This is a genomic window from Thalassotalea litorea (genome assembly GCF_043642205.1).
Taxonomy (GTDB): Bacteria; Pseudomonadota; Gammaproteobacteria; order Enterobacterales; family Alteromonadaceae; genus Thalassotalea_A; species Thalassotalea_A litorea.
In genome coordinates, this window is the sequence record NZ_JBHZSG010000011.1 from 1 (window position 1) to 19,504 (window position 19,504).

General features: G+C 43.4%; 17 protein-coding genes. 13 read left to right on the forward strand and 4 right to left on the reverse strand.

What is annotated here, in order from left to right; translation table 11 throughout:
- Positions 1-228 precede the first annotated feature (228 nt).
- The 5 genes from ACHUFQ_RS07415 to ACHUFQ_RS07435 all read left to right on the forward strand — a co-directional run bounded on the left by ACHUFQ_RS07415 (position 229) and on the right by ACHUFQ_RS07435 (position 3,769).
- Complete coding sequence (locus ACHUFQ_RS07415) at positions 229-816, forward strand: DUF4136 domain-containing protein (RefSeq protein WP_394174395.1); 588 nt, start codon at positions 229-231, stop codon at positions 814-816.
- Between the two features lie 115 nt (positions 817-931).
- Positions 932-1,282, forward strand: a complete 351-nt coding sequence (gene hinT, locus ACHUFQ_RS07420) for a purine nucleoside phosphoramidase (RefSeq protein WP_394174397.1) — start codon at positions 932-934, stop codon at positions 1,280-1,282.
- A 61-nt stretch (positions 1,283-1,343) separates the two neighbouring features.
- Entirely contained in the window at positions 1,344-1,715 is a 372-nt protein-coding gene (locus ACHUFQ_RS07425) for an acyl-CoA thioesterase (RefSeq protein ID WP_394174545.1), read from the forward strand.
- Positions 1,716-1,883: 168 nt separating this feature from the next.
- Positions 1,884-2,951 (forward strand): sensor histidine kinase, encoded by a 1,068-nt coding sequence (locus ACHUFQ_RS07430; RefSeq protein WP_394174398.1) that lies wholly within the window; start codon positions 1,884-1,886, stop codon positions 2,949-2,951.
- Positions 2,948-3,769 (forward strand): LytR/AlgR family response regulator transcription factor, encoded by an 822-nt coding sequence (locus ACHUFQ_RS07435; RefSeq protein WP_394174400.1) that lies wholly within the window; start codon positions 2,948-2,950, stop codon positions 3,767-3,769. The genes ACHUFQ_RS07430 and ACHUFQ_RS07435 overlap by 4 nt, the downstream gene beginning before the upstream one ends.
- A gap of 5 nt (positions 3,770-3,774) precedes the next feature.
- Here the strand turns inward: ACHUFQ_RS07435 and ACHUFQ_RS07440 are convergent, their stop codons facing one another.
- From ACHUFQ_RS07440 to ACHUFQ_RS07450, 3 genes are all read right to left on the reverse strand, one after another.
- Positions 3,775-4,749, reverse strand: coding sequence for an ATP-dependent 6-phosphofructokinase (locus ACHUFQ_RS07440; RefSeq protein WP_394174401.1), 975 nt, complete (start codon positions 4,747-4,749; stop codon positions 3,775-3,777).
- Positions 4,750-5,003: 254 nt separating this feature from the next.
- Positions 5,004-6,440 (reverse strand): pyruvate kinase, encoded by a 1,437-nt coding sequence (gene pyk / locus ACHUFQ_RS07445; protein WP_394174403.1) that lies wholly within the window; start codon positions 6,438-6,440, stop codon positions 5,004-5,006.
- Between the two features lie 25 nt (positions 6,441-6,465).
- Entirely contained in the window at positions 6,466-7,314 is an 849-nt protein-coding gene (locus ACHUFQ_RS07450) for a MurR/RpiR family transcriptional regulator (protein ID WP_394174404.1), read from the reverse strand.
- A gap of 291 nt (positions 7,315-7,605) precedes the next feature.
- Here ACHUFQ_RS07450 and zwf point away from each other — a divergent pair, with 291 nt between their 5' ends.
- The 8 genes from zwf to ACHUFQ_RS07490 all read left to right on the forward strand — a co-directional run bounded on the left by zwf (position 7,606) and on the right by ACHUFQ_RS07490 (position 17,262).
- Entirely contained in the window at positions 7,606-9,072 is a 1,467-nt protein-coding gene (gene zwf / locus ACHUFQ_RS07455; RefSeq protein ID WP_394174406.1) for a glucose-6-phosphate dehydrogenase, read from the forward strand.
- Positions 9,072-9,767, forward strand: a complete 696-nt coding sequence (gene pgl / locus ACHUFQ_RS07460) for a 6-phosphogluconolactonase (protein ID WP_394174408.1) — start codon at positions 9,072-9,074, stop codon at positions 9,765-9,767. The genes zwf and pgl overlap by 1 nt, the downstream gene beginning before the upstream one ends.
- Positions 9,768-9,769: 2 nt before the next feature.
- Positions 9,770-11,593, forward strand: a complete 1,824-nt coding sequence (gene edd, locus ACHUFQ_RS07465; protein WP_394174410.1) for a phosphogluconate dehydratase — start codon at positions 9,770-9,772, stop codon at positions 11,591-11,593.
- Positions 11,594-11,596: 3 nt separating this feature from the next.
- On the forward strand, positions 11,597-12,580 hold the full coding sequence (locus ACHUFQ_RS07470; protein WP_394174411.1) for a glucokinase: 984 nt from the start codon (positions 11,597-11,599) through the stop codon (positions 12,578-12,580).
- Entirely contained in the window at positions 12,571-13,221 is a 651-nt protein-coding gene (locus ACHUFQ_RS07475) for a bifunctional 4-hydroxy-2-oxoglutarate aldolase/2-dehydro-3-deoxy-phosphogluconate aldolase (RefSeq protein ID WP_455342387.1), read from the forward strand. The genes ACHUFQ_RS07470 and ACHUFQ_RS07475 overlap by 10 nt, the downstream gene beginning before the upstream one ends.
- Before the next feature lie 455 nt (positions 13,222-13,676).
- Complete coding sequence (locus ACHUFQ_RS07480) at positions 13,677-14,336, forward strand: hypothetical protein (protein WP_394174412.1); 660 nt, start codon at positions 13,677-13,679, stop codon at positions 14,334-14,336.
- 394 nt (positions 14,337-14,730) lie between these two features.
- Positions 14,731-15,327: a LemA family protein gene (locus ACHUFQ_RS07485; RefSeq protein ID WP_394174414.1), complete on the forward strand. Its 597-nt coding sequence runs from the start codon at positions 14,731-14,733 to the stop codon at positions 15,325-15,327.
- A 15-nt stretch (positions 15,328-15,342) separates the two neighbouring features.
- Positions 15,343-17,262, forward strand: a complete 1,920-nt coding sequence (locus ACHUFQ_RS07490; protein ID WP_394174416.1) for a M48 family metallopeptidase — start codon at positions 15,343-15,345, stop codon at positions 17,260-17,262.
- Between the two features lie 66 nt (positions 17,263-17,328).
- On the opposite strand, the gene ACHUFQ_RS07495 is transcribed toward ACHUFQ_RS07490, so the two are convergent.
- Positions 17,329-19,503, reverse strand: a complete 2,175-nt coding sequence (locus ACHUFQ_RS07495; protein WP_394174417.1) for a xanthine dehydrogenase family protein molybdopterin-binding subunit — start codon at positions 19,501-19,503, stop codon at positions 17,329-17,331.
- Position 19,504 lies beyond the last annotated feature (1 nt).

Below are 19,504 nucleotides of genomic sequence, written 5' to 3' on the forward strand. Positions count from 1 at the left end.
CCCGTAGGGAGTTTATCTTAAGGTCCATTTACGGCCCTATATTTCATTAATATAGAATGACTATATCAATAAAATCTGTGTTGTAACTGAACCTCTGCACTAACTCTGAGTTGTGCACAAACTTAATGTGATTGGTATAAATAGTTTTAATATAAGCATTTGCCGCATATTATTAAAACAATACCTTGGTAACTTTTATCGAGCCGATAAACAATAAAGGGAGCAGTGATGAAACGAATATTTATAGTAAGTCTGGTTGTTTTGCTTAGTGCATGTGCGAGTAGCTACAAACCGGATATTGATTACAACCCAGACTACAATTTCTCTGACATTAAGAGCTTTGTGGTTCTTGATGCGATGCAACCTTTAGAGGGTGAAGAAAATCAGGCGTTTAATGTGCACCTGAGTGATCTCGATAATGACCGTATTATCCGCGCTCTCAAGATTAACCTGGAAAATAAAGGACTGGCCTCGCAAACACTGGAAAATGCCGATATTCAGGTGCGCTATCAGGTTGTTACCAAAGATAAAACTCGTATCCGCTCCTATAATACGTCTTTTTATAGTTGCTGGAGTTGCGGCCCCTATTATCGTGGTTATAACTATGGTGCCCCGGTCAATGATGTTGATGTGAAGCAATACGTCGAAGGCACGCTGATCATCGATATGATAGATCCAAAGCTGAAAAAGTCGATTTGGCGCAGCCAGGTATCAGAAGCGGTGAAAGAAAATATTCCCGTGGAAGAAAAACAGGCTCGTATCCAAGAATTGGTCGATGCCATGCTGGCTTCATTTCAAGCAAACACAGTAAATTAATATGTTTTGCTAAAAGTTAAGCAGATATAATGGCTTAACATAATTATGAGCAAACATCGTTGCCCATTGATACCTTGTGGGAACGATGTTTTGTTGTATCAATAGAGCGGGAAATATGAGCGAAGAAACCATTTTTTCAAAAATCATCCGTCAGGAAATACCAACGGAATTAGTCTATCAGGATGATCTTGTAACAGCATTCAGGGATATTTCACCTCGGGCTCCGACCCATATCCTGATTGTGCCCAACATTTTGATTCCAACCATTAATGATGTGGAAACAGAGCACGAGTTAACGTTAGGCAGAATGGTGGTTGTTGCTAAGAAGCTAGCTGCGAAAGAAGGCATAAGCGAGCAGGGCTATCGGTTGATTTTTAATTGTAATCAACACGGAGGTCAGGAAGTGTTTCATATTCATATGCATTTGCTTGGCGGTAAGCCTCTCGGGCCAATGTTAGCGATATGATCGTTAACATCGTAGTAAAGGAATTAAATTGACTGAACGCGAACAATTGATAGCGCAACGTATGGCGCAATCTAAAAGTTATCAAACCAAAACCGTATTTCCCGGATACACCAATCACCACAATACCTTGTTTGGCGGTCAGGCAATGGCCTGGATGGACGATATCGCCTTTGTTGCCGCAACTCGGTTTTGTCGAAAGCCCTTGGTGACGATATCAACAGATCGCATTGATTTTAAAGAAGCGATTCCTTCAGGCAGCTTTTGTGAGTTGATTGCTCAAGTTATTACTGTGGGCAATACCAGTTTGAAAGTCAAAGTCGATATTTATCTTGAGAATATGTACGAGGACAACAAGCACCATGCTATCAGCGGTACGTTTAGCTTTGTTGCTCTGGACGCAGACCGAAAGCCAACTCCTGTGCTAGATATTTGAGCCTTCATTTCTAAAATTTCGCCCCAACAATTTCGATAAAACCGTTGTTTTTGCGATAAATATCCTTTAACGCAAGGTAAATTACAGGGTTTTTTGTAAACGAATAAGAGATACTTTTGGTTAAACTCCGGCATACAAATGCCGTAACCAATTATTCACAGGATTATTTTGAACTGGCAGCATTTAATCGAAGACAGAAATCGTTTCTTCTGGCTACTGCACCTTAGTGGCTGGATAGGTTTTGCCCTGGTCCATTACTTAGGCTCTCTGCTTCACGACCTTCGAGATGTATTTGTATGGGTGATTCTGTTTCGGGCCTGGGCTGGTGCGTTAATATCGCTTCCGCTGCGTTACATCTATCAAAAAGCCTGGAACCTTTCACCATTGAAAATCGCCGTGGTGGTGATAATTTCATCCTACGCTGCGGGTGTCGTATGGCAGGTCGTCAATAATATTACCTATTGGGAAATCTATAAGCATGGTTATCGCCCGGATTTTTGGTTGCTTTATACGCAATACAGTGTCTGGTCTTTCTACATCATGCTTGCCTGGAGTGGTTTATATTTTGGTATCAAATATTACCAGATGCTGCAGCAGGAGCGACAAAAAGTCCTAAGCGCCAATAATATGGCTAATCAGGCGCAATTAAAGATGCTGAGGTACCAATTAAACCCACACTTTTTATTTAATACCTTAAATGCAATATCAACTTTGGTTCTTATTAATGAAAATAAAACGGCGAATGCTATGGTCACTAAGCTCAGTGAATTCTTGCGCTATTCGTTAGATAAAGATCCAATGAAACGAGTGACGGTATCTCAGGAGCTAACCGCATTGCAATTGTATCTGGATATCGAAAAAGTTCGGTTCGAAGATAGGTTGCAGATAAAGTTTGAGATCCAGAACAATTGCCAAAGCGCATTGGTACCATCGATGATCTTGCAACCTTTAGCAGAAAATGCCATTAAATATGCTATTGCTGCCAAAGAAGAGGGTGGTACTATTGGGGTGAAAGTCAGTCGTTTTGCCAATGACCTGCAACTTGAGATTAGTGACAATGGACCAGGTGCTGAAATTGTCGATGGCAATTTACATCGTGAAAATGGTGTGGGTCTGACGAATACCCGGGAAAGGCTAGCCACACTTTATGAAGATTATTCACTCGTTGTTAGTGAAAATATTCCAAGTGGTGTAAAAATAAATATAAGAATTCCATTTCAAACCGAGACTGCATGAATAAACTAGCTACCGTAATTGTTGATGATGAACCGTTAGCCCGAAAGGGCTTAGCTGTTAGGTTACAGGGATTTGCGAATATTGAGGTTGTTGCTCAATGTTCTGGCGGTAAAGATGCGGTGCAACAAATCAAAGCGCTATCCCCAGATCTGGTATTTCTGGATATTCAAATGCCAGAAATGAGTGGTTTTGATGTGGTCCGACAATTATTAACGGATAATGTTGAGATGCCGATTGTGGTGTTTGTTACGGCTTTTGATCATTACGCGGTTCAGGCGTTTGATGTTCACGCCCTTGATTATTTGTTAAAGCCTGTCGATCATGAACGCTTGTCGCAAACTATCGATCGGGTCGAAGCTTTTATCGGGCAGCAAAAGGCTGATTCCCATAAACGCCGATTGATTGATGTGGTAAGCGAAGTTACGGGCAATGATTGTAAAACCATTATTGAGCAACTTGAAGACAACATCCCGGTTTCAATCAGTAGCTACTCTGATGTTTTGGCGATCAAAGATATTGGTGAAACGTCGTTGGTTCCTACCAAAGATATTATCTGGATTGATGCAGCAGGGGATTACATGTGCGTACACACCGATGAGAAGACCCATATTTTGCGTAAGACCATGAAGGATTTGGAACAGTTACTGGATCCAAAAACGTTTATTCGTACGCATCGTTCTGCGATGGTGAATAAGCGCTATATCGATAAATTTGGAAACCAGATCAACGGCGAATACTATCTCATTTTGACCAACAATAAAGAATTGAAAGTTTCCCGAAGTTACAAAGACAAGGTCAAACAAGCGATTTTAAATTAAGAGTTTTAACGTAAATCTTGCAGACGTTCCTGAATATCCAACAAGTATTCGTTTACGCCTTTGTGGTGCTCTACGCTTTGAGACAATGCCACGGTTTTGCAAAACTGACCTTCGATACCGATCATAATGTCACTATTTCCCACCAGTAATTCTTTGATCGCATGGGCCCCCATGTGCGTGGCCAGGATCCGGTCTTTAGCGACGGGATCGCCTCCGCGTTGAATGTAACCCAGGATACAGGGGATACAATCGATGGAGGCGTAGTCGCTAAGATCACTGGCTAACTGATTGGCGCCTCCTGGATACAGGTTTTCGGCACTGACTATCAAGTGGCTACATTGACCCCGCTGTTTCTTAATGCGCTTAATTTTTTCAGTAACTTGCTGTAACTCAATGCCGGGATTCGAAAAGTTTTCAAAGGTAATAATATGTTCTGCAGCGCAGGCTACGCCGACATTTAATGCTAAAAAACCACTCTTTCTTCCCATCACTTCGACCACAAAAATGCGCTCAAAGGCATCGGCAGTATCGCGAATTTTATCAATCGCATTAACAGCTGTATCGACAGCCGTTGCAAACCCGATGGTATGATCTGTGCCATCAATGTCGTTATCTATGGTACCTGGTACGCCGATAGTCTGACCTTGATAGAACTGTTTAAATTTAGTCAAACCTGAAAAAGAGCCATCGCCACCAATCACAATAAGGCCATCGACACTATGCGCGTGCAGGTTGTCTGCGGCTTGTTGCATTCCTTGTACGGTTTTAAATTCTTCGCATCTGGCACTTTTCAATATTGTCCCACCACGGCCGATAATCTCTCGCACTAAAGGCTCATCTAAACCGACAAATTCATTGTTTATTAACCCATTGTAACCGTGACGAAAACCAATCACTTCGATGCCGTAGTGCAGCGCGTAAAGGGTTATGCTGCGAATCGCGGCATTCATTCCTGGTGCATCACCACCACTGGTCAACAAGGCTATTTTCTTGGGCTTTGTAAAAGGAACATTTGCCATAGTCAGGGATCACACATTAGATATTGGTATCGGATTTTATTAGCTTAACTCAATTACAATGATTTGGTCACTCGCTTTTCATGCTCTTGCCATGGCGTTGCTATGGACTGGCTTTGAATTTTTTACGATTAAAGCTAACGTTAGAGTCGGGGTGTGGCTAATGTTTAGATACAAAAAAGCCAGCACAAGGCTGGCTTTATCAAGCTAACGATTAGTTATTTAATCGTTAGTATTTTCATCGTGTTGGTCGCGCCAACGGTTTCCATCATGTCGCCATGGGTAAACAATACAACATCGCCAGTTTTTAGCTCAGAATGTTGTTTTACCACATCCAACACTTCGGTTGACAAGGTGTCATTGCTACTCTTAGTTGAGTCGAAATAAACCGGATACACACCGCGAAAGATAGCTGACTTATTCAAGGTTTTGTCATGTCTTGATAACGAATAGATGGGTAAGCCAGACGTAATACGGGACATGATTTTAGACGTTTGTCCCGACTCTGTTAATGAAACAATGGCTTTCACACCTTTTAAATGATTCGCTGCATACATTGCTGATAACGCGATTGTTTCAGACACTTCATTAAACATCATTTCTACACGGTGCTTAGAAATGTTAACGGAACGCTGTTTTTCCGCGCCGATGCAAACTTCTGCCATGGCCTTAACCGTTTCTACCGGATATTTACCTGCAGCGGTTTCCGCACTTAACATTACCGCATCGGTACCATCAAGAACGGCGTTTGCTACGTCCATAACTTCGGCTCGGGTAGGCATAGGTTGCGAAATCATCGTTTCCATCATTTGGGTTGCCGTGATCACGATACGGTTTAACTGACGTGAACGAGCGATGATGTGCTTTTGCTTGCCAACAAGTTCGGCATCACCAATTTCAACGCCTAAGTCGCCACGAGCAACCATCACCACGTCAGAGGCTAAGATGATTTCATCAAGAACGTCGTTATCATTTACCGCTTCTGCACGCTCAATCTTAGACACTAAGCGGGCATTACAGTTAGCTTCATTGGCGAGTAACCGGGCTTCGCGCATATCTGCTGCGTCACGAGGAAACGAAACCGCAAGGAAGTCTGCATCGAGTTTTGCGGCAAGTTTAATATCTTCTTTGTCTTTTTCCGTCAGAGCTGCGGCGGATAATCCTCCACCTTGACGGTTTATACCTTTGTTATTGGACAAAGGGCCACCAACGGTTGTTACGGTGTGGACTCGGCCACCTTCGCTTTTCTCAACCTTAAGTTGCACACGACCATCATCCAGTAACAGAACATCGCCAGGTTTTGAATCTTCTGGCAATTGCTTGTAGTCAATACCAACGGCTTGCTGGTTGCCTTCACCCTTGGCCATGTTGGCGTCAAGAATGAACTTATCACCAATGGCAAGTGTAATAGGGCCGTCTTTAAACGTGGAAATACGAATCTTAGGACCTTGCAGATCGCCAAGAATTGCAACATATACGCCAAGTTCTTTGGCAATGGTTCGAACCATATTGGCTCGGTTAATATGATCTTCTGGAGCACCGTGCGAGAAGTTCAGGCGAACTACATTAACACCGGCTTTAATCACATCGCGTAAAACATTAATATCGTCAGTTGCCGGTCCAAGGGTGGCAACAATTTTGGTTCTTCTGGGCATGAAGTCTAAACCTTATTTTAACTAACTACTCTTTCCGTTCAAAACGGGAACTACGTAAACTGTCTTTTACTTTCTTCAGGTTATCGCGAAATTTAGAACCACGACGTAAGGTAAACCCGGTCGCCAGGATATCAATGAGCGCAAGTTGTGCGATCCTGGATGCCATCGGCATATATAGGTCAGTATCTTCAGCAACGGTTGGAGATAACACGATAGTACATTCTTTAGCTAATGGTGAGCCTGCATCGGTGATACCAATAACTGTAGCATCATTTTCACGGGCAATATTGGCAACCTCAACCAAAGGTTTGGTCCGTCCGGTATGGGAAATCACCACAACGACGTCCCCTTGTGAACTGTTTATGCTGCTCATACGCTGCATTAATATGTCATCGAAATAGACGACAGGAACATTAAAGCGAAAGAATTTGTTTTGCGCATCGTGGGCGACAATTGCCGATGCACCAAGACCGAAGAAAGAAATTTTTCGAGCCTGAGTTAACACATCTACTGCGCGGTTGATCAAACTCGTGTCTAAACTTTTGCGTGCCATTTCAAGGTTGGCTAATGTCGATTCGAAGATCTTTGTTGTATACTCATCAGCAGAATCATTCTCATCAACATGGCGATTCACATATGGCGTACCATTAGCAAGACTTTGAGCTAAGTGCAGTTTAAAATCTGGGTAGCCTTTTGTGTCGAGTCGTCTACAGAAACGGTTTACCGTAGGCTCGCTAATATTAGCCTGTTTGGCCAATGAAGCGATACTGGCGTGAATAACTGTCGCAGGAGATGCTAAAATTACTTCGGCAACTTTTCGTTCTGATTTACTGAAAGAATCAAATTCATTAGTGATTTTTTCTAATATATTCATAACAAGCCTCGTGTTGAATTGCTGTTACTGTAAATTATTTTAACAGAAGATAACAGTATTTATGTAAATTTATTTCATAATCTGATCGTTTTTCAAACTGTATTACAGGTGTGTATATAAAGCTAAACACTAATCATTCGCTAAATCACCCGTACTGAACCGATTTCCTGAAGAAATTAGGTAAGTTATGTCGTGTAATTTAATTACAATTTTGCTTTACCTTATAGCAAGTTCGGTTTAAATTATGGTTAAATGTAATTTTTTTTCATTGTATAAAGAGAGTAGTACCACATGGCTCAAAACAATCTGCAATCTGCAGAACAAATAGTACTCTTTGGTGCCGCCGGCGATTTATCCCGTCGAAAGTTATTTGCAGCGCTTTATCATCTCGAATCTGAACAACTTCTCCACGGCGATTTAAAGATTATCGGAGTCGCCCGCAATGAATACGAAGATAAAGAGTTTCCACAATTCGTCGCTGAAAACCTTGCAACCTTTATTGGTGACGAAATTACCGAAGACGTGGTACAGCGTTTTACTGCCCGATTTAAATACCTTAAGTTGGATTTCTCAGATCAGTCTGGCTATAGCAAACTTAAAGACGCCCTGAAAGACAATGCCAACACGTTATATTATCTGGCAACGCCGCCAGCAATTTACGGCATGATTTGTGAAGGTCTGAATGCGCATGGTCTGGCGAACGATTACGCGCGTGTTGTCATGGAAAAACCCATTGGACACGATTTAGCCTCATCACAAGTCATTAATGATCAGGTTAACCGCTTCTTCAATGAAAATCAGATTTACCGTATCGATCATTATCTGGGGAAAGAAACGGTTTTAAACCTGCTTTCACTTCGTTTTGCCAATTCCTTATTTTCGACCAACTGGGATCATAATTGCATTGATCACGTGCAAATTACGGTTGCAGAAAGCGTTGGTATTGAAGGGCGCTGGGGTTTCTACGATGAAACCGGTCAGATGCGCGATATGGTACAAAACCACTTATTGCAAATTTTATCATTACTGGCGATGGAACCACCGACAGACTTAAGTGCTGAAAGTATCCGTGATGAAAAATTGAAAGTGTTAAAAGCATTGCGACCTATCACGAAAGCCAATATCCATGAGAAGGCCATTCGTGGTCAATATGGTAAAGGCTATCTTAATGGCAAAGAAGTGCCTGGATATCTGGAAGAAGAAGGCGCAAATAAGGAAAGCACGACGGAAACCTTCGTTGCAATCAAGGCTGAAATTGACAACTGGCGTTGGGCTGGGGTGCCATTCTATTTGCGCACCGGTAAACGTATGCCGCGCAAGCACTCGGAAGTTGTGATTTATTTCAAGCATCAGCCTCATAATATTTTTTCCCATAGCTACGCGCAATTGCCCGCCAATAAACTGACGATTCGATTGCAACCTGATGAAGGTGTAGAGCTAACGGTAATGAATAAAATTCCTGGTATTTCTAACGAAATTGAAGTTAAGGAAACAAAACTGGATTTGAGTTTCTCACAAATCAGTGAAAATACTCGGGTGATCGATGCCTATGAGCGTTTGTTGTTAACGGCGATTGATGGCAATCAATCGTTGTTCATTCGACGAGATGAAGTGGAACAGGCTTGGAATTGGGTTGACGGGATTATGGATGCGTGGAATGCCACCAACGAACTTCCAAAATCATATGCTGCGGGTTCTTGGGGACCGGTAGCGTCAATCGCATTGATCGCTCGTGACGATCGTAATTGGGATGAATAATGTACGATAAACAAATATTCAAAAGCAGAGCTGATCTTGATCAGGCATTTGCTACACAAATCGCTTCGCAGCTTCAGAGCGTGATTGACGCTAAAGGTAAAGCCTCAATAGCCTTTTCCGGTGGCAGCACACCGAAAGGTTTTTTTGCGGCATTATCCAATCAAGACATTGCCTGGGAAAACGTAACGGTTACATTGGCAGATGAGCGCTGGGTAGATTATGCCGATAGCAATTCTAATACCCGATTGCTTGCAGAAAACTTACTCACTAACAAAGCTTCATCTGCCAGCTTGTTTAAATTAAAGCAAGACGGTGAGTTAACTCCAAGCGCAATCCAAGCGCTTAACGACTCAGCGAACGAGCATTTATTACCCTTAGATATTGTTATCCTTGGTATGGGTGAAGATGGTCATACGGCTTCTTTATTTCCTTGCAGTAAAGAAATAAGCCAGGGGTTAGATGAAAAGGCCGCGCCTGGTTTACTAAAAGTCGTACCTGGAAGTGCACCTTTTGACCGCATCAGCTTTAATTTTAACGCGCTAATACAGGCCTCACACTTATATTTACACATCGTCGGTGAAAGCAAGATGCAGGTTTTGGATCAGGCTATTTCTGATGACAACAGCATGGAAATGCCAATCCGTGCGTTCTTACACCACAAGTCTAAAACCATCGATGTTTTTTGGGCGGAGTAGTTATGATTAACCCTAAAATTGCAGCGGTTACCGACCGTATTATTGAACGAAGCCGAGCTTCCAGAAAAGCATATCTGGAAAAAATTGATCGTGAATCTTCGCAGACGGTTCACCGCGGGGCGCTATCCTGCGGTAACCTGGCTCATGGATTTGCCGCTTGCGGTAAGAGCGAAAAAGATGTGTTAAAGCAGCTTAATCATAGTGATATTGCTATCGTATCCGCGTATAACGATATGCTGAGTGCGCATCAACCTTATGAAACCTATCCCGCGATCATTAAGAAAACCATACGAGAAACGGGCGGTGTCGCTCAGTTTGCCGGTGGTGTTCCAGCCATGTGTGATGGTGTAACTCAGGGCCAACCTGGGATGGATCTGAGCTTAATGAGTCGTGATGTGATCGCTATGTCCTCTGCCGTTGCGCTATCGCACAACATGTTTGACGGCACGCTGATGTTAGGGATCTGCGATAAAATCGTTCCCGGCTTATTGATTGCGGCGATGACGTTTGGCCATTTACCCACGGTATTTGTGCCAGCAGGGCCTATGCCATCTGGTATTCCCAACAAAGAAAAAGCTCGTGTACGCCAACAATTTGCGAAAGGCGAAGTGGGTAAGGATGAATTACTGGAAGCAGAATCGAATTCGTACCATTCACCGGGAACCTGTACCTTCTTTGGTACCGCAAATTCGAATCAACTGGTTGTCGAGGTGATGGGATTGCACCTGCCAGGTGCATCGTTTATCGCGCCAAATACCGAATTGCGTGAAGAATTAACGAAAGCCGCGGCTCGCCAAGTGACACGTTTGACGCAACAGTCTGGTAACTTTCAGCCAATCGGCAAAATGATTGACGAAAAAAGTTGGGTCAATGCCATTGTCGCGTTGTTAGCCACAGGTGGTTCAACCAATTTAACCATGCATTTAATCGCGGCAGCGCGAGCCGGTGGTGTGATCATTAACTGGGATGATTTCTCAGATTTAAGTGATGCAACTCCTCTTATGACACGCATCTATCCAAATGGTTTTGCTGATATAAACCAGTTCCAAGAGGCGGGTGGTATGGCTCTGTTGTTCCGTCGTCTATTGGAACAAGGTTTATTGCATGAAGACGTTCACACCATTTGTGGTGAAGGTCTGCAAAAATATACACAGCAACCAATTCTCGAAAATGGTGAGTTGAAATGGATTGATGGGCCAACGGAATCTGGCGATCTTGAAGTTATCGCCAATGTCGATAAGCCGTTTAAAAGTGATGGTGGTTTAAAGGTACTTGATGGCAACCTAGGCCGCGCGGTATTGAAAACCTCGGCGTTAAGACCTGGCGCAGAAGTGATAAAAGCACCAGCAGTTGTGTTTGAAGATCAAAACGATCTGGAAAAAGCATTTCAAAATGGCGAGTTAGAAAAAGACTTCATCGCTGTGGTTCGATTCCAGGGGCCGAAAAGTCGTGGCATGCCAGAGCTTCATAAACTCACACCACCACTTGGAGTTTTGCAGGATAAAGGCTTTAAAGTTGCCTTAGTTACTGACGGCCGCATGTCTGGTGCTTCCGGAAAGGTACCTGCGGCAATTCATCTGGTCCCAGAAGCACTCGATGGTGGGTTGATCGCCAAAGTTCAAACTGGCGATATGATCCAGGTTGATGGTTACAGTGGTCGAATTAACGTTTTGGTTAGCGATGACGAATTAGCGAAGCGTGAAACCGCACAGTTTTCTGGGCACATGCAGCATCAGGGCATGGGGCGTGAGCTCTTTGGATTTATGCGCAGCAGTCTAAGTGGCGCGGAGTTGGGTGCTTGTTCATTGTTTAAAGAGGATGATTAGGATATGGCGTCAGATGCTGTAAATATCGTAGCCGATATTGGCGGGACCAACCTACGCATTGGCATGCTCGATCAAACTGGCTCGATAAAAAACCTACATTTGTATCAATGTGCGGAATTTTCCGGTTTGCAGACCGTTTTAGAAGATTATTTTGTCCAACATCAGATTGACTCAAGTCAGGTAAATGCCTGTTTAGCAATCGCATGTCCTGTAGATAAAGATCTGATAAGTATGACCAATTTGCCATGGGAATTTAAACAATCCGAGCTTAAAGCATCCCTTAAATTGCGTAGTCTATACATGATTAATGATTACACGGCGATTGCGATGTCTATTAACAGTCTGGATGATAGTCAGAAAGTTAAAATAGGGAAGGGAGAGCCTGTTGCTCATAAACCGATTGCGATCTGTGGTCCCGGTACCGGACTTGGGGTTGCCAACCTGTTTGAATATCAGGGGCAATGGATAAGTGTTGGTGGAGAAGGCGGTCATGTTGATTTTGCACCGACGGACGATACCGAAGTCGCTATCCTGAATTTTCTTAAGAAAAAATATTCGCGAGTATCGGCAGAGCAATTGTTATCAGGCTTAGGGATCGAGCAGATTTATCAGGCGTTATGTGAATTACACAACGTAGAACCACAACCTTATAAAGCGAAAGATATTTCCGCGAAAGGGATTACGAAAGACTGTGATATTTGTCATCAGGCAATGCAACAGTTTTGTAAAACCCTTGGTAGTTTTGCCGGAAACCTCGCTCTGACAACGGGCGCTTTTGGTGGGGTCTATATCGCCGGCGGTATCGTTCCAAGATTTTTGGAATTCTTTGCAAACAGCGATTTTCGTACACGATTTGAGGCGAAAGGGCGTTTTGAAGGGTTTAACCAAGCAATACCAACTTATGTAATTACAGAGCCCCAGCCCGGAATTTCAGGCGCCAGTGCTTTTTTAACACAACAAATCAATAATGAGGTCGTATGTCTATAACAACAAACTGGCAAATTAAGCCACAACAAATTTTTGCCATGGGCCCCATAGTGCCAGTTTTGGTCATCGAAAATGTGGAAGATGCGGTGCCTATCGCAAAAGCCCTGATGGCGGGTGGTATTAACGTGTTAGAAGTTACCCTGAGAACGGAAAATGCTCTTCAGGTTATTCGCAAAATTGCTGACGAATTACCGGAAGCCATGGTCGGAGCTGGAACTGTGACGAACCCTGAAACGTTACGTCAAGCCGAAGAAGCGGGCGCTAAATTTGCGATTAGCCCGGGCATGACCCGCGAATTATTGCAGGCTTCCGGTGATTCAAGTATCCCACTGATCCCGGGTATTGCATCTATTTCAGAGTTAATGACCGGTATTGATGCAGGCTTAGATCATTTTAAATTTTTCCCTGCAGAAGCGATTGGTGGTGCGAAAGCGATTAAATCTATCGCTGGACCGTTTCCTGACATTCGCTTTTGTCCAACGGGTGGAATCAATCAGGACAATATGGGGAGCTACCACGCATTGAAAAATGTCAGTTGTATCGGTGGTTCCTGGTTAGTACCAGAAGACGCGGTGGCGAACAAAGACTGGGATCGCATTACGGATATTACCAAAAATGCCGTAGCGGCGGTTAAACGATAATATCGTAAGCGCGTTTCAGGTTAAGAGATAATAAAAGGGGGCTAAGGCTCCCTTTTTTGCTCAACTTAATCGTTCCGTTTTCTGGGTTTAACAAAAAGATTCGATATTTAATATGAAAAATTTTCAACCATATAAATCCTTGTCTATAGTGTAATTAAGCACCTTGCTTAATGTTTTGATGGAACTTTATAAAGATAACGGTCGTGTTCAGTTTTTTATCTTTGATGCTTTGAATTTTCATTACGTGATAGTAGTTCTTAAATTATCTATAGCGGTGATAGTTCGAGATTTCATGAGATAATTTCAATGTTGACGAAACTGCAGTCAGATTTTTTCGTTTTAAATATCAAAGGTCGTAGGTAGCGACTTTTAGCTCAATAATTTCAGGAAATTGCATACTCTTGTGAAATTTTTCGTTGGCGGCAAAAAGTAAATGTCGTCGATAGGAGCGTCGAATGAAGATTGTTGGTTTGTTGAGCCTGATATTTTTTATCACATCCTGCTCTGTTGTACCCGGGTACTCGTCCGTTACAGACGTACCCAGCGATGTACCTGAATACTACCAGAAACCTCTGACGTTTGAGGAGCTGGACGAAGAAGTGAATTTATTGAACCCGGTAATTGGCATGTATCCGCCAAGATTCAATAGTGAAAAGCACCGTGAACAAGTGTTTGTTGCCTGGATGGAATTGGTTGATGATGCGCAACGTTTTCATGGCCAACGTCAGGAAGAAAAAACCTTTTATATGTTAACGGAACTGTATCGCATGGGCTATAACATGCAGGTTCCAGGAAGCGGTGATAATGCGCTTCAACATTTAACAGAGTGCCTTGAAATCTACCCAACCTCGGTGGCCTGCAATTTTTCAGCAACCTATTTCTACCTCACCGCTGGCCGTTATTACTTAGGTGATGCAGAAAAGAGTCTGCAACGATTGCGAGAACATTACCTACCAGCACTAAATCATGAAGTGGAGAGCGGTTATGTGTTTCTGTATTTATTTAAACAAGATGCACAAAAAGCCAAAGATCAAATTGATTTGTTTGTTGATGCATTTCCCAATAGTCATCAGGCTGATGAGTTCACACAAATTAAACAGGCATTGACCGAGTAATACCAATCACATTAAGTTTGTGCACAACTCAGAGTTAGGGCAGAGGTTCAGTTACAACATAGGTTTCATCGATATAGTCATTCTATATTAATGAAATATAGGGCAGTAAATGGGCCTCTGGTAAACTCCCTACGGGTGAGTTTTAAAGGCATTTATCCTGCGTTACTGATTTTGACAATGGAATAACCATTCTCTGCAATCAAAGCCTTGTCTAAAAGCCTTTAAATTCTCACTGAGTGAGCAATAATTTAATGTGATTGGTATAAGGCATAATTTAGCTATGCTATCGGTGCTTCAATGCCTTTATTGCTGATTGTTTTTCAATGGGTTAGAGTAACTTCTATCGATAACGCATTTATTATGCATCCGAACATCACGTTATAGAGGAACTCTAATGGAATTATCTAGCATCATCTTTTGGGTAGTGCTCGCTGCCCTTGTGTTTTTTGTCATTTCCATTTTTAATCAATTGGTGGCGTTAAAGAACCGCTATCAGAATGCGTTTGCGCAAATCGAAGTGCAATTAAAACGTCGTTACGATCTAATCCCTAATTTGGTTGAAACCGCTAAAAGTTATATGAAGCATGAGAGGGAAACGCTCGAAGCGGTAATATCCGCAAGAAATGTGGCAGCCAAAGGTTTGGAAGCGGCGATGAAGGCACCAGGTGATGCCTCGGCAATGCAGTCTCTGGCTGGTGCAGAAGGTATGCTAACGTCAGCACTTGATAAATTAAACGTCGTTATGGAAGCCTATCCGGATCTCAAAGCCAACGAAAACATGATGCAGGTTAATGAAGAGCTGGTAAGTACTGAAAACCGTATAAGTTTTGCCCGTCAGGCATTCAATGATCAGGTCATGAGTTACAACACTTATAAACAACAATTCCCACAAAATTTCTTTGCTGGTCCCTTCGGTCACGGTAAAGATGCATCTTTACTCAAGTTTGCAGATAGTGCTGATATTCAGGCAGCACCCAAGGTTAGTTTCTAACCGGTAATTACGTTTATGGATTTTTTTCAAGCTCAGGAACAAGCTAAGCGTTCTACAGGTTTGCTGGTGCTTTTATTTACTGGCGCAGTGATAACGCTTGTGATGTTTACAAATATCATCGCCATGGCCGCACTCGGGTATATTAATTTTGAACCAGACACCGAAGTAAATCTTCAATACCTGAGTGAACAGTTCGATTGGCGGATGTTTGCGTTCATTACCGCCTTAGTTGGATTTGTGATCTTTAGCGGCAGTGCCTATAAACAAATGTCGTTGCGCCATGGTGGTAAGGTGATTGCTGAAGCCTTAGGAGGCGTGGTGATTAATCCTCTGTTGGCGAATCGTCTGGAAAAACGACTGCTCAATGTTGTTGAAGAGATGGCAATAGCGGCAGGAACACCTGTTCCCAGAGTCTATGTATTAAAGGATGAGTCGGCGATTAATGCTTTTGCTGCGGGGTTTTCTACGTCCGATGCCGTCATCGGAATTACGCAAGGCGCATTGGAAAAACTAGACCGGGATGAATTGCAAGGCGTAATCGCCCATGAGTTTAGCCATATCCTTAATGGCGATATGCGCTTAAATTTGCAATTGGTGGCATTACTGCATGGCATTTTGGTTATCGGATTCATTGGCTACTACCTGTTACACGCGGGAAGAGGCTCTAGTAAAAATGGCGCGGCGGTGTTTGGCCTGGGATTTGGCTTGCTGCTTATAGGATATGGTGGCCATTTCTTTGGCAATATCATTAAAGCGTCAATAAGTCGCCAGCGGGAATACCTTGCAGACGCATCGGCCGTGCAATTTACCCGTAACAATCAAGGGATCACTCAGGCTTTATATAAAATAAAGCAATCTTCATTTGGCTCCTATATTGATCAACCTGATGCTATTGAATACACCCATGGATTTTTTTCAAAGGGCGTTAAATCGTTTGCATCAAATCTTTTTGCGACACATCCACCGATTGAAGACCGAATTACCAAAATATCCCCTCATTTTTTGTTGAACGCGGCGAATGCTGATAGCAAGCCAATGCGTAAGGTAAACAAAGCAAAAAACAGCGAATCCACTCCTGACTCCAGCAGAGGCGGCACCAAGGGGGTAGGTCCAGAGCAAGTCGCGATTTTGTCGGTATTGTCCCAAGCCGGCAATATTGACCAACAGCAATTGAACTATGCACATACGTTGATTAATAGCATTGAGGATAATCTCTATGCTAAATGTCATAATCCGATAGGGGCCAGGGCAATTGTTTGCTGTTTGGTTCTTGCCAATGATCCAGACGTTTTAAATGAACAATTTGCTCTTATTCAACAATCTGACGATACGCAACTGATTGATTCGGTATTTGAATTACGACAAAGTATTACCGATTTACCTTCAGCATATCGTCTGCCGCTCGTCGATCTTTTAAACCCAGCTTTAAAGCAGTTGAGTGCCACCGAGGTGAGAGATTTTGAATCTCTGGTAGATGGACTAATATACGCGGACAAACAGCTGGACCGATTTGAGTGGATTTTGAAGCAAGTTGTCTTTAGTCACCTGAAAAACAACACAGAAACGACTGGTGTAAAAAAATATTTGGCCATTTCCAAGGTATCCACTGCGGTTAACGGGATATTGTCTTTGGTATTATCGGCAAGCGAACACCAATTGACCGCTGCGAATCATGATAGATTAACCCAGCATATCGATTTACCCGATCTTGCTGAACTGCAGCCCAATCAGACCGATTTTGAAGCGGCTAGTAAATACCTTGAACAGTTGAATCGTCTCGGTTTTGGCGACAAGGAAAAGGTGATCCGAGGTTGCCTGCTGATTATTGGTATTGATGGTATTGTTAATATCCGTGAGTATGAACTGGTAAGAGCCATAGCTGATGTATTAAGCGTACCGCTACCGCCAGACCTTAACATTGGCCCCGTTGATTAGTATGACAAGCTGTATGTCATTAAAAAAGGCGCCACTTGGCGCCTTTGTTTTGCTTGAATTAAACGGTCAAATCGACATTGGCTTGATCGGCAGATCCCGATATCGTTTACCCGAAGCGGCGAAAATCGCATTGGTTAACGCCGGAGGGAACGGTGAGACACCGGGCTCACCTAAACCTGTCGAATCTTTATCCGAATCCACTAAATGTACGCGGACATTAGGCATTTCATTAATGCGAAGAACCGGATAGTTGTGGAAGTTGCCATTAACTACCTGCCCATCGCGAAACACAATTTCCGTGTAAAGCGATAATGACATGCCCATGACCACGGCACCTTCCATTTGTGCCGTTGCACCATCGGTATTTAATACCTGACCGCAATCAACCGCACAATCTACGTTAAGGACTTTGATGTTATCACCGTCTACATCAACGTGTACGGCCATAGCCACATAACTATTAAAGCTGTAGTGTACCGCCAGACCAATACCTTGTCCTTTAGGTAGTTTGTCCCGTTGATGATAGCCACTTTTTTCCGCCGCTAAAGCTAGTACGGCCTTGGAGCGCTCTATTTGCTCTGCTTGCTTGGGATTTTTATTGTTGTCATACAGCTTGTTGAGAAAGTCAAACGGATCCATGTCGGCTTTATGTGCGAGTTCATCGGCAAAGCTTGCAAAAGCAAAACCATAGAAGATGGCATATACGGCGCGATACCAACCAATTCGGGTATGAGCCGGCGCTTCGCCACTTTCTACCTGCATATTTTTAATGCCGAAAGGGTGGTTAAAGACATCTTTAGTCGCTCCCTTTGGTGCTCGTTGAACGGATTTGTCAAACAGAGAATTGATGGACGGAAACGCGACGCGTTGTAACCAGCTATCGACATTACCTTCATCGTCAAAGCCCGCTTGTAAATGCTGGGCACTGGTAGAATGGTAATATCCGGTTCGCATGTCTTCTTCACGTGACCAAATTAATTGTATCGGTGCTTTGACCTGTTGTGATATCGCCGCCGCTTCATGGACATAATCACACATAAATTTACGACCGAAAGCGCCGCCAGACATCATCACATTAACTTTGATGTCTTTGGGTTCTCTGTTTAGAAACTGTCCTAAAACCTTTTGGATATCTGCAGGGCTTTGCGTTGATGCCCAAACCTCACAGCTGTCATCCTGAACCCATACAACACTGGCGTTTGGCTCCATAGGCGAGTGGCTCAAATGGCCACCGGTATAGGTTGCACTATGGGTGTTTTTGGCGTTTTTAAGGCCGACTGTTGCATCACCTCTAGCGTCCATGACTTCTGCAGGTTTTTCAACATTTGCAATCAGTTGTTGCTTGTATGTTTTGGTATCATAGATACCGTTTTTTCCGGCGTCCCATTCTACTTTCAGCGCTTTTACCCCTTGTTGCGCAGTCCAACTATTATCGGCAACGACGGCAACACCGCCTAAAGATCCATAAGGGATATCGAGCCTTTCGATCTCGACAACATCTGAGACACCTTGAATAGCAAGCGCCGCAGATTTATCTACGGATTTTAGTTTGCCGTCAAGAACCGGGCAGTGGACAATGGCCGCATATTTTAATCCGGGTAATTTCGTATCTACGCCATAGGTGCGTTTACCGACAACAACGTCATCTTGATCATGGCGTTTTAAATCTGTGCCGATATAGGCATATTCCGATTTGTCTTTTAACTGAGGTTTCTCCGGTGCAGGCATGGTTGAAGCGAGCGAGGCAAGTTCACCAAAGCTAAGTTTTTTGTCACTGTTTTTCTGATAGACGAAATGCTTTTTAGCGTAGCAGTTGCTGATATCGGTATTCCAGGTCTTTGCGGCTGCTGCTTCGAGCATGAATTTCGCCTTGGCTCCAGCTTCTCGCATTGGAATATACATCACCCGGATACTGGCACTGCCACCTGTTGCTTGTGGGCCGTACTTATCTTCGTTACCCTCTGCCTGTAATACGGTAACGTGTTCCCAATCCGCTTCCATTTCATCGGCTACCGCTGCGGGTAGGGCAGTACTGATCCCTTGTCCCATTTCACAACGACCACAATAAATCGTTGTTTTGCCATCTTCGGTTAAATGGATAAACGCATTGGGGTTAAACTCGTCCTGCTTAAATGGCTTGTCTTTTGCGAGCGCACTGGCAGGAATGGTGATACCTAACATTAAACCGGAAGTACCGGCCGTTGCAGTCTTTAAAAAGCTTCTTCTGGTAAGATTGTTCATG